The following is a 12,147-nucleotide window of genomic DNA, read 5'->3' on the forward strand; positions in this document are numbered from 1 at the left end:
GCCAGTCGGCGTTCAGATTGCCGCCCACTTCGGCGTCGGCGTTCCACGCCTCATAACCCCAGTTCGCCACCTTGCCCGGCGCCGAGGCTTCGAACAGGCTGTTGCGCAGCAGGTTGGCCTGGGCGCGCTCTTGCAGGCGCTCCGCCGACAGCCCCATCTGCGCCAGGCTCTTGGCGTAGCGTATGGTGTCCGTCACCCGCCCCGCCGCGTCGTAACGCCGCTCGCTTACATAGCCCGCCTCATCGATGCTCAGGCTCGGACGGCCCGCCGCGTCGTACACCGTGCGCGTGCTCTGGTCTTTCTCATGGGTTATCAACCGCCCCGCCAGTTCAGCCGCCGTCAGCGTGGAGCTCAGGCCATACACCGATACCGGTGTCGCGTAGCGTCGGCTTTGCACCGCCTGCCCCGCCGCGTCGTATACCGTTTCCGTCATCAGACCTTGCACATTGAGGCTGTAACGCAAGCGGTCATTGTCGTCGTAGATGTAGTGGGCGGTTTTGCCCATCGCGTCGGTCTTGGACACCACATTGCCCTGGCCGTCGTATTGGTACACCGTACTCTGCTTCAGCCCCTCCGGGTCCACCGTCTCCCGCACCCGACGACCGGCGCCGTCGTATTCGTAGTCGGTGGTCTTCGCCTGCGCCGTCCCCGCCGCTTCCGTCACCCGGATCTGCCGTCCCTGGGCGTCGTAGCCGTAGGTGGTCGTCAGCTTGAGCCCGTCCGGATCGACGATCAGGCTTTGCAGCCGGCCCGCCGCGTCGTAGCGCTGCTCGGTCACCCGGCCGTTGGGATCGGTTTGCCGCAGCACGCGGCCCTCCGCGTCGTATTCGCTGCGGCTGCTCAGTTTCAGGCCGTCCGGGTCCACGGTGCGTTGCAGCACCCGGCCCGCCGCGTCGTAGTGGTAGACGGTGCGGGTGCCGTTGGCGTCGACGCTCTCGATCTGATGACCGGCGCTGTCGTAGCCGCTACGGGTGGTTCCCGCCGGCGTGGTGGTGCTCAGCACTTGGCCGTCGCGGTTGTATTGGTAGCTCGTCGCCTGACCCAGCCCGTCGATCAGTTGCACGGTGTCGCCGTGGCCGTTCTTCTGGGTGATGGTCTGGACGCCGTCCGCCTGGGTGACGGTGACGCGGCCGCTGGCGTCGTCATAGGCGGTGGTGGTCACGCGGCCCAGCTCGTCGATCTGGCTCAGTACCCGGCCGAAGGCGTCGTAGGCCTGGCTTTGACGGCCGCCTTGCGGGTCTTGCGTCACGATCTGACGACCCAGTTTGTCGTAGTCGAGCCGGCGGCGGTGGCCGTTGGCGTCCACGCTTTCGATCGGCCGGCCGAAGGCGTCGTACTGGGATTCCGTCCGCAGCGCCAACCCTTCGGCGTCGCGGGTCTGGCTTTGCAGCAGGCCGCGCCGGTCGTAGCCGCTGGTCTGCCAGCTGCCGCGCGCGGCGTCCAGCCGCTGCCGATAAGCCACGGCTTCGCCGAAGGCGTTGTAGCGCCAGTGTTCGCGTTCGGCGTTCAGGCGGTCGCCGGCGGCGAGGCGTTGGCCCAGGCGATTGTATTGGCTGGTTTCGAGGCGGTCGGCCTCGCTTTGCAGCCCGCCGGGCAAGCCGCTTTGGCTGCCGCCGTTCAGCGCGGCCAGCGCGCCGGCACCCAGCCGGGTGGCGTAACGCTGGGTGGCGACGACGTCGCCGAAGGCGTTGTAGCGCACTTCGCTGATTTCGCCCAGGCTGTTGAGGGTGTGGCTGAGGCGGCCGGCGGCGTCGTAGTAGTACAGGGTGCGCGCGCCGGCGCCGCCCTGGCCGTCCGGGCCCAGGCTGGCGGTGCGTTGGCCGCCGGCGTTGTAGTAATGACGGGTGCCCCAGCGCGACCAGACGGCGTCGATTTGCGGGGCGTCGGCGTCGGCGCCGAGCGCGGCCAGCGCCTGGGCGCCTTCACCGCTCAGTTCCTGGCTCACCCGGCCCTGGCTGTCGTAGCGCTTGAGCTGGCGGCGCGCGTCGTCGCCGGCCTGGCGGGTCACGGCGATCACTTGGCCTTGGGCATCGTATTGGTAGCGGACGATCAGGCCGCTCGGCCGGTGTTCTTCGCGCAGCAGCCGGTCGGCGGCGTCGTATTGGCGCTGCACTTGGCGGTCGTTGCGGTCGGCCGCCGGGCGCAGCGCGGCCAGGTTGTCGCCGCCGCCGACGCGGGTGGCGTAGCGTATCGTTTGCACAATCCGGCCTTGGGCATCGTAAACGGTTTCGTCGAGGTAGCCTTCGGCGTCGATCCGCCCCACCAGCCGGCCGGCGCCGTCGTACAGGCTGCGCGTGCGTTGGTCGGCATCGTCGCTGGCCGGGCGCAGGGCCTCCAGCGTGTCGCCGGCGCGGGCGCGCTGTGCGTAGCGTACGGTTTCGATCGCGCGGCCGGCGCCGTCGTAGCGGGTTTCGCTCAGATAGCCTTCGCCGTCCAGGCTGGCCAGCAGCAGGCCGTCGCGGTCGTAGTAGCGGCGGCTGACGCGGTCGCCGGCCGGATCGGCCGTCGGCTGCAGCGCGGCGTCGGACGGGTCCAGTTCGCCGGGCTGGCTCGCCAGCGCCGCCAGTTGTTCGGCGCTCAGCCGCGTGGCGTAGCGGGTGCTGCGGGTCAGCCGGCCGGCGGCGTCGTATTGGTGGCGCTCGACCCCGCCTTCGGCGTCCACGGTCTGGACCAGGCGGCCCAGGCTGTCGTATAGCCGGCGTTCGATGCGGTCTTCCGCCGGATTCGCCGCCGGACGCAGCGCGGCCAGCGACAGCGCCGCCGGGTCGCCGCTCAGCCGGGCGATGTCGATCCGGGTCGCGTAGCGCAGGCTGGCGATGATCTGGTCCTTGCCGTTGTAGCGCCATTCGGTGACGCTCCCCGCCGGGTCGACCTGGCCGACTTTACGGCCGCGTTCGTCGTAGAGCAGAACGCTGGCGGCGCCGTTGGCGTCGGTCAGCCTGACCGGCAGCTGGCGCGCGTTGTATTCGCTGCGCGCGGTGCCCAGCGGGCCGCCGGCATCTTGTTGCACCACGGCCAGCAACTGGCCGGCCGCGTCGTAGCTGCTCACCGTGCTCAGGCCGTTGCTCAGGCTGACCCGGGTCTGCCGCTGCGCGTCCTGGTAGACGGTGGTGGTGGCCACGCCCGCGCCGTCCCGGCTGCGCACCACGCGGTTCAGGCCGTCGTAGAGGTAGTCGGCCAGCACCGCGCCGCTGACGCCGTCCAGCTTCTGCAGCAGATTGCCCGCCGGGTCGTAGACGTAGCGCACGCTGCTGTGCCGGCCGTCGGCCACGCCCTTCCCCTCGGCGTCCAGGGTGGCGTAGCGGGTGGTGCTGGCCACCAGGCCGCGCAGGTCGTAGCCGGTGTCGCTGCGTTCGACGCGGGACCGGTCCTGCTTTGCCGCCCAGGCTTGCAGTTCGGCTTCGCCGGTGGCGTCGTCGGCGCCGGCGAACACGCCGCCCTGGTACAGCAGCCGGCTGACTTCGCGGCCCTGGGCGTCGTAGCGGCGCTCTTCCACCCGGCCTTCGGCGCTGAGGCTGAAGCGCAGCCGCAGGCCGCTGGCGTCATAGACGTTGCGCCGGGTGCCGGCGCCGTCGACGGTTTCGCTCAGCAGCTGGTTCTGGGCGTTGTAACGGCGTCGGGTCTGCTGGTTCTGCGCGTCGCGCACGCCGACGCGGTTGCCGGCGGCGTCGTAGTCGAAACGGGCGGTTTGGCCGCGGCCGTCGGTGATCGCGCTGACCCGGCCGTGGCCGTCGTAGTCGAAGCGTTGCTCGACGCCGCCGCCGGCCACTCGTTGCAGCAGGCCGTCGCGGTAGTTCAGTTCGGTGCGCAGCCCGGCGGCGTCGCGGACCACGGTGCGCTGCCCCGCGGCGTCGTAGTCGAAGGTGGTGGTCAGCGTCTGCTCGCCGCGCACGTCGCTGACGCTGAGCACGCGGTAATCGCCGTCCACCTGCGCATAAGCGAAGTCCAGCCGGCTGCCGTCGCTCTGCTGCAGACTGGCCAGCCGCTGGCTGGCGCCGTCGTACGCATAGCGGGTGGTGTAGACCTGGCCGTCGGCGACGCTGTTGTCGTCGGGACTCAGATCTGTGGTGACGCTGCTCAGCCGGTTCTGCTCGTCGTAGCCGTAGCGGGTACGGGTCAGCGTCTTGTGCTGCTCGCCGTCGCGATACACGCTGCGCAGCTGACTCAGATGGCCCTGGGCGTCGTAGTCGATGAACAGCGTCTCGCCGTCGGCGCTGCGCAGGCCGACAATGCGGCCGGCGCCGTCGTAGTCCAGCGCGATGGTCTGGCCGTCGCGGCTTTGCACTTGCTGCAGCCGGCCGGCGCCGTCGTAGCGCTCCTGGCTCTGGCTGTCGCCGTCGGTCCAGATCCAGGTCTGGCCGTCCCAGCGCACGGTGTCTTCGGCGCCGACGCCGCCTTGCGCCAGATACACTCCCCTCGCCGCGTCGTAGCGGTACAGCGTATCGCTGCCGTCCTCGGCCTGACGGCGCAGTTGCGAGCCGGCGCTGCCCGGCGCGCCGTTGAAGTCGAACAGCTGGCGGCTGTAGCCCAGGCGCCAGTTGCCGGCGTCGCCGCCTCGTCCCTGGCTGTTGTAGGTGCGGACCAGTTGAATTGGCAGGCCGTTGCCGGCGAGGAATTCGTCGCGGCGCTGCAGCACCAGATTGCCGTTGCCGGCGTTGACGTAGACCCGTTCGCCGCCACGGCCGAAGGCGGCCTCGCCCAATTGGCCCTGCCCGCCCAAGGCCGCCAGCGAACTGTTCTGCAAACCCAAACCCACGCCCGACACCACTGCAACCATTATGCGACCTCTCGAAAATCGGATTATTCGAGAAGTCTTATCTAGAGAATTGGGGAAAAGTTTAGGGCGGAATGAAAAAAACTCATATCAAGACGGCGGTACAATTCACAACCATAACCACATACGTTTACCCTGCCACCGGCAATAATCGCCGTGTACAGCTCTATCCAAGGCAGACGCGGTCCCCCAAACACCCTCTACACACGGTTAAATCCATTTCCGCGGCAAGCAGAAACGGCCTACCTGGCTCAAAACGCTTGCATCGACGCATGAATGGGCCCCGCCCCGGCGGCCAGAAAACCTGTTTACGATCAGTTGCGCATCGTGAAACGTGACGCGGTGAGTACCGCTTCGAAATGCTCATGTACCACTTGTACACTCCGCTTTCTCAGCCGTTTTAGCTTTGTCTCGCCTTAGCTTGCTAGATCGTAAATACGCTCTGATGGCCGTCGGGGCGGGGTTTTCGACAGGGCTGAACCTCAAGCCGCCGCCATCAAGGCCTTACTTTTCCTTGCAATCGCTATGCATTTCCGGTGCGCCAACCACGCGCCATACACCCCACACGCCATCCGAGCCCGGCTCCTTACCCTGAATCCACCAGCCGTTCATCCAAACCTTGCCCTTGTGGCTCACCTTGGTGCAGATCTTGTTGTAAACCTTCTTGGCGTCCCAGATGCCTTCCGCCGGCGGCGGTGTGGCGCCATCCTCCTTGGCCTTGACTGTCAGGTTGTGCTTGCCGCTCTGGCTGCCTAGAGCATTGCTGACGTTGACGGTGAAGCTGTAAGCGGTGTCCTGTTTCAACTCAGGGGCCTTGAAGTTGAGGGTGGAGGTGTTCAAGGTCAGCCCGGAGATGCTGGGCGACACCGTCCACAGGTATTTCAGATTGGTGCCGACTGCAACGGCAGCGCTCAGGCTCACGACTTCGCCGGCCTTGGCTTCGGCCTTGCCGCTAACGGTAACCTTGCCCGGCGCAATGTCGTCCGGCGGGTTGGTGCCGCCATGATGCTGGTCGATCGCGAAACTCACCTGCTGGTTTCGGCCAAACACCTGGTTTTCGGAGGCGCTGAATTGCGGCTTGATTTCCGAACCGATCAGCTTGCCCACCCGGACCAGGCCGGAGCTTAGATTGGTCTTGGTCGCCAAGGCGTGCATCCATTGCTCCGGTTTTTCCTGCCCCTTTGCCACTACGATGCTGTGCTGTTCCAAATCGCCGCCGCGCACTTTGTCAAACACGCGCAGGGTCAGCGTGACGCCGGTATTGACCTGACCGCCTTCCAGCGCTCCGCTGGCTTTCCATTCGATATTATTGGCCACCACGTCCACGTCGGAACAGGCGTAGAACGCTTCGGCGTTATCGCTCGGATCACGCTGCCAAACGCTGTACACCACGCGCTTGCCGGTCAGATGCGCCGGAATCTTCACCGCCAGCTTGGTGATGCTGTTGTTTTCCGGACGCGGCAGCTTGCCACTGTCGCCGATGAGTTCCAGATCGTCCCAGCGCAAGCCCCGCTTCGGGTCATAGCTATCCTTGCTGATATAGGTTTTGAAATAGCTGGAGATGTGGCCGGCGGTTTGCTTGTACTCAAATACGGCCTTGCCTTGGGCATCCGGCGTCACGCTGGTGACCCGGCCTTTGAAATCGGCCGCATCCAGTGCTTTCCAGTCCTGTTTGCCACCGGCGCACAGCAAGCCGTCTTTGACGTAGTCTTTGTGATTGCTCTTCACCCCGCCCTGCGCATTGGACATCCAGCTGCCGCTCAAAGAAGCGATCTTGCCGCAACTTGGGTAGGTGGGGTTGTTCCACGGGGTGTCGAAAGTATTGCAGGCGTATTCGCGGCTGGGCGGATTCACCATGGAACCATGGGCGGAGGAGGTGGACGGGACAATGGCCATCAGGGAGGCGGCGATCTGGCTCAGGGCCAACACGGGCAGGATGAGTTTGCCGGAGGAGCGGGATACGGTCATATTTCTAAAACCTTAGTCAAAGGGTTGGGTTGTCGCGCACTCCCCGGCCGCTGCGGCGGCGGAATGGCTTGCCGGCATTGTTCCAAACCCTGACAAGACGCCCAATCATTCTCAAAAAAATCCAAAATCAGGTGTTTTTCATACAAAAATAAAATGCCCGGCAAGACCATGCTTGCCGGGCGAGACCCAAAGCCGGGAGTTAATCGCGCGCAGGGCTGGCACTCAGCTTGGGCGTGACCAACCCTCAGGCCTTACTTGCCCTTGCACTCGCTATGCATATTGGACGAACCCACGGTGCGCCATGCGCCCCAAGTGCCATCCGAACCCGGTTCCAAGCCCTGAATCCACCAGCCGTTCATCCACTCCTTGCCCTTGTGGCTCACCTTGGTGCAGTTCTTGTTGTAAACCTTTTTGGCGTCCCAGCTGCCTTCCACCGGCGGCGGCGTGGCGCCATCGTCCTTGGCCTTGACCGTCAAGCTGTGCTTGCCGCTTTTGCTGCCCAGCGCATTGCTGACCTTGACCTTGAAGCTGTAGTCGGTGTCCTGCTTCAGCATCGGTGCCTTGAAGTTGAGGGTGGCGGCGTTCAACGGCAGCCCGGCGATGCTGGGCGACACGGTCCACTGATATTTCAGATGGGTGCCGGCGGCCGCCTGGGCCGACAGGCTGACATTGGCGCCACTGTCGGCACTGGCCGGCCCAGTGACGGTGACCTTGCCCGGCGCGATTTCATCCGGCGGGTTGGTGCCGCCATCCTTGTGTTCCAACGCAAAGCTGTATTCTGCGCCCAGACCAAACACGGTGTTGGCTGAGGCATCTTTGACCGGCACTACTTTGCCTTTTTGCAGCTGGCCGACATTGACCACGCGCGATTTGGCGTTGGTTTCGACCGCCAACGCATAGGACCACGCGTCCGGCGAGGTTTGAGCGGCGGCCACCGTGATGGTGTGCTTTTCGATATCCGCGCCACGGGCCTTATCGAAAATACGCAGGGTGACGGTGGAGTTGGGCTTGGCGTCGTGCGGGGTGGCCACCAGCGGTCCCAGCGGCTTGAAGTCGACATTATTGGCGACGATGTTGACGTCCGAACAGCTATAGAAAGCCTCGGCGCTGTCGCTGCGCTGCCATACGTTGTAGATCACGCGCTTGCCTTGCATGCCGGCCGGGATTTTGACATCCAGCTTGGTCTTGGTTTCCGCCGCTGCCGGACCGGAATCACCGATCAGCTGCAGGTCATCCCAGCGCAGCGCGCGGCTGAAATCATAGGAATCCTTGGTAATATAGGACTTGAAATAAGCCGTGGCGTGCTTGGCGGTCTGATGATAAGTCATCGTGTATTTTCCATCCGGACCCGGCTGGATGGTGGTGGCGGGCCAGGGGATGGGTTTGCCGTATGGGTCATTGACCGCATCCAGGCCTCCAAACGTTTTGGCGTTGCCACCGGCGCACAGTTTGCCGTCCGGTGCGGCTTTCTGGTGATTACCGCCGGCGTTGCCGTTCAGCACGCTAGTCCAGTCATAAATGGCTTGCGGACTGCCGTTGTGTCTCTTTACCTCCTGGCACCCCGGCGTTCTGGGGCTTTCCGGATTATCCGAGCTCCGGCAGTAGTAGATGCGGCTGATCGGCTCTTCCATTGAGCCATGCGCGCTGGCGGTGCTTGGTGACAGAATCATCAGGGAGACGGCAATCTGGCTCAGGGCCAGCGCGGGCAGAGCGAGCTTGCCGGCGTTGCGGGATGCGGACATGGTATTCCTTGATTAAAGGTGGGTAAGGTCACATCAGGCCAAGGCGGTCTTTGACGCAGCCCCAGCCTGCCCGCATTGTTCCAAACCCGCTCTCCCAGCCCAATCAATCTCAAGAGAAGCTCAAACCCGACGCGTCAGCCCTCTTCCTCCCCCGCCGCCATCTTCGGAGCCAGCAACCGGAATTCACTGCCCAGTCGGCTTTGGGATTTGATCTCTACCCTGCCGCCATGGGCCTGCATCACGGCCTTGACGAAGGGCAGGCCCAAACCGGCCCCGTCGCGGCGGCCTTCGTCCACTTGATAGAACAGTTCAAACAGCCTGGGCAGCGCGTGCTCGGGAATGCCTATGCCCTGGTCCGTTACGCTGATGCCGGCCATCTCGCCCCATCGTTCCAGCCTCACCACGATATGGCTATTGGATGGCGAGTATTTGACGGCGTTGTCCAGCACATTGACCACGGCGCGCAGCAGCATGTCGTAATGGCCTCGCACCCACAGCGCTTCCGCTGTTTCCGGTCCATGCAGCGTGATGCGCTTTTGACGGGCGCCGGGGGCGATCTGATCCATCGCGTCTTCGGCCAGATCGGTCAACGCCACAGGGAGAAAGCCGGCCGGATCGAGTTGTTCCGCCCGTGAGAGTTGCATGAAGTCCTGCGACACGCGCAAGCTGTAATGCACTTGTCGGCGTAGATCGTTGAAGAATTGATCCTGCCGCGGTCCGGTTTCGCCGCCTCGCTGTTCAATCATCGCCAACATGGTGGTCAGCGGGTTGCGCAGGTCGTGCGCCATCTGGCGCAGCACGCGCCGGTCGCCGGATACGCTGGCCTTGACGTTTTGCAGGTCTACCAGGCTGATCAGGCTGCTGGACAGTCCGTCGCAAAGTTCCTGGCAGGGCGTGACCAGCAGCATGTGCTCGCCCTGGCCGCTGCGCACCTCTTCCACACCAATGCCGCCGCTGCGAAGCGCCTTCTCGCGCGCCGGTGCGGCTAGGTCCAGCACCCAGGTTTCGGCTTTGTCCGGGGCGCCGTGCTCGCACAGCAGCTTGCGCGCCGCCTGGTTGCTGAGGATGATTTTGCCGCCCTGCTCGAAGAAAATCGGATAAGGCAGCATATTGAGCACGCTGGCGTAAGAGTTTTGCCAGGCGCGCATCTGCCGCATCAAGCGCTCTATTTCATCGGAACCGGCCTCGGCCGCCTGGCCGCGTAGCGGCAGCTCCATGCCGGCCTCGCGCAAGCTCAGTTGCATCGCCGCCATTTCCTGCCGTAGCAATAGATGAGTCTTGGTCTGCCAGCGCCAAGCGCAGCCGGCGTAGATCAGCAGACCGCCGATCAAAGGCGAGCTGACAGGGATCCAGATCTGGCTTTGCAGCAGCAGCAAGGTGGACACCAGCCAACAGCCACCCAGCCACAAACAGGCGCGGGCATGCATGCGCGCCGGCGGCGTCAGCAGGCAGATCAGCAACAGGCCGAGCATAATGCCCACATTGACCAACAGCTTGTACGGGGCGGCCAGCATGGCGACCGGGCCGTGATTCATCAAGACCTGGGTTTGCAAAGCCAGAATCTGGCTGCGAGTATGGCCTTCGCGATCCAACGGGTATCGGTTGGAGCGCAGCCCATTGAACGGATCCAGCGCCAAGTGGCCCACAAAAACGATCTTATTGTGAAACGCCGCACGCGGCACCGCGCCGGTCAACACATCCAACATCGAATACTGCTGAATATGGTGATGAGCCGGCAATACCAACAGCCAGCCATCGCTCTGCGGCGTGCAACGCCGCCAAAATGCGGCGAGACACCAGGTGTTTTCCCGCGGCGGCAGCTCGTAGCCGGCGACGCGGATCGCCTCCATCACCATATGCGGGGCTAGTTTCTCCCCATGCAGTTTGTAAGGCACGATGCCGGTGACCACGCTGCGATCGCCGATCAGCAGGTCGCGATGTCCCTGCCCCGCCGCCGCCGCGTACACGACGGAAGGCCAGGGGCCGTCTCTCCCTTTCCCTTGCTGGAGTTCGGCCGGCAAGGCCAACACCACGCGACCGTGGCGCCGGATGGCGTCCGCCAGCATGCCTTCGTCTCGACGCGACATCAGGTTCATGTTCAGCGCCACGCTGTCCGCCTGGCTCAGGCGCTCAAGCAAGGAGGCATAGAGCACATTGCCGTTGACCTCTTCGTGGCCCAGCGCCTGTACCGTGGCCTGGTCGACGTTGACGAGCACGACATCGTGTTCATCGTCTTCAGTTTGCAGCGTGGAAAGCAGTTCGAAATACAAACGGTCCAGCGAATGGAACAGCGCGTCCTGATTGGGGATGGCGAACACGGTCGCTAGAAGGACGAACGCGACCAAAAAACGCACATCATGCCGACGCACACGCCGACGCGCTTGGGAAAACCATTTCATAAGGCATCCAAAACGCGGAATGAAAACGCGAGGGATCGAGCTGCCGACACAAGGCTATGAACTTGTTCAAAATCTACCGAGCAAGCGCGGGACGAGACGGGACCGGCTGTAAACGAGAAGCGGGCATACGGCACGCACACGTTCGGGAGACGGCGCGCATCGCGCCCGGCGTCTCCCGATGCGCTACGGATCATGAGCAGCTCAGACCCTCTCCAGCCGGTAGCCGTAGTTGTACACGGTGGAGATCACCATGCCGTTGCGCGGCCTTAAGCCCAGCGCCGAGCGCAGATTGCTGACATAGGTGGCCAGGCTGGCGTCGTATTTGCGGTCCGCCTGGCCCCAGATGCGCTGACTGAGGAAGTCCTTTGTCAGAATGCGGCCCAGGTTGCGGAACAACAGCGTGGCCAAAGCGAACTCTCGCGCCGGCAACGTGGCTTTGCCGCCGGGAAAACTGACGCTGCGCGCTTCCGGACTGAAAGTGTAGCCGCCCGCCTCGAATGAGGCCTCGGGATCGCCCAAGCGCAGCTGTTTGCGGAACTGGGCGTTCAGCCGCGCCAGGAGTTCACGCTCGCGGATCGGCTTTTGCAGGTAATCGTCGGCGCCGTGCTCCAACGCCAACACGATGTCTTCTTCGTCGTCGCGCTGAGTCACCATTAGAATGGGCAGCGCTTGCGGCAGTTTGGCGCGCGCCCACTTGAGCACCTCCACGCCGTCCCGGCCGGGCACCTCCCAATCCAGCAACATCGCATCGCAACGCTGCTGTCGGAACTGGGCGACGAATCGGTCGCCGTCGGCGCAGGCGACAGGCTGATGGCCATGCTGTTCCAATAGTTGGACTACGCGAGCGGATTGGAGCGGACAGTCTTCTAAAATTGCGACAATCATAGTATGTGTTTCGGCTAAATGGGGCGGATTCACGGCAGAAGCGGAAGCGGAGCGCGTCAGGCGCCACTGAGCGCTCGCAAACTCCAAAGCCTAGATAGGAGGCCGCCGTAATTCGCATAAAGAAGGTGATTCTTGCGGAAAGGGGATCCGTGAAGATATAGGATTACTCTTAACTTTCTCAAAAAGCCCTTAATTAGTTCATCTCCATCGAATTGAAACAAATCAACAAACATTCCAAGGAGATATTTAATTTGTAGAAGTTCCGATTTGATCTGACAGTCAGGCCTTGCCGATAGGTGGGGTTACCCGTTTTGATAGAGGTGCGAATCTTCATCAAGACAGCGCGCAAGCGCAGGAGTAACCCCATGACAAGTCTCAA

Annotated in this window: 5 protein-coding genes; all 5 read right to left on the reverse strand. The window is 63.7% G+C overall.

Annotated elements, in window-relative coordinates; all coding sequences use genetic code 11:
• A partial coding sequence (locus HA052_RS25940) for a hypothetical protein (protein WP_206119063.1) occupies positions 1–4,777 on the reverse strand: 4,777 nt, incomplete at its 3' end.
• A gap of 501 nt (positions 4,778–5,278) precedes the next feature.
• Positions 5,279–6,742 carry a lytic polysaccharide monooxygenase gene (locus HA052_RS25945; protein WP_166454255.1) on the reverse strand — a complete coding sequence of 488 codons (1,464 nt, stop codon included), beginning with the start codon at positions 6,740–6,742 and terminating at the stop codon, positions 5,279–5,281.
• 251 nt (positions 6,743–6,993) lie between these two features.
• The gene (locus HA052_RS25950; RefSeq protein WP_166454256.1) at positions 6,994–8,484 is read right to left on the reverse strand and encodes a lytic polysaccharide monooxygenase; all 1,491 of its coding nucleotides are present in this window, start codon (positions 8,482–8,484) and stop codon (positions 6,994–6,996) included.
• A gap of 134 nt (positions 8,485–8,618) precedes the next feature.
• On the reverse strand, positions 8,619–10,883 hold the full coding sequence (locus tag HA052_RS25955; protein ID WP_166454257.1) for a sensor histidine kinase: 2,265 nt from the start codon (positions 10,881–10,883) through the stop codon (positions 8,619–8,621).
• A gap of 201 nt (positions 10,884–11,084) precedes the next feature.
• Positions 11,085–11,768 (reverse strand): response regulator transcription factor, encoded by a 684-nt coding sequence (locus tag HA052_RS25960; RefSeq protein WP_166454258.1) that lies wholly within the window; start codon positions 11,766–11,768, stop codon positions 11,085–11,087.
• Positions 11,769–12,147 lie beyond the last annotated feature (379 nt).

This window comes from Chromobacterium fluminis, from assembly GCF_011602385.1.
GTDB lineage: Bacteria > Pseudomonadota > Gammaproteobacteria > Burkholderiales > Chromobacteriaceae > Chromobacterium > Chromobacterium fluminis.

Excerpts from the sequence above, each read along its gene's own strand:
- HA052_RS25945 (WP_166454255.1), bottom strand. The coding sequence starts at position 6,742 with ATGACCGTATCCCGCTCCTCCGGCAAACTCATCCTGCCCGTGTTGGCC.
- HA052_RS25950 (WP_166454256.1), bottom strand. The coding sequence starts at position 8,484 with ATGTCCGCATCCCGCAACGCCGGCAAGCTCGCTCTGCCCGCGCTGGCC.
- HA052_RS25955 (WP_166454257.1), bottom strand. The coding sequence starts at position 10,883 with ATGAAATGGTTTTCCCAAGCGCGTCGGCGTGTGCGTCGGCATGATGTG.
- HA052_RS25960 (WP_166454258.1), bottom strand. The coding sequence starts at position 11,768 with ATGATTGTCGCAATTTTAGAAGACTGTCCGCTCCAATCCGCTCGCGTA.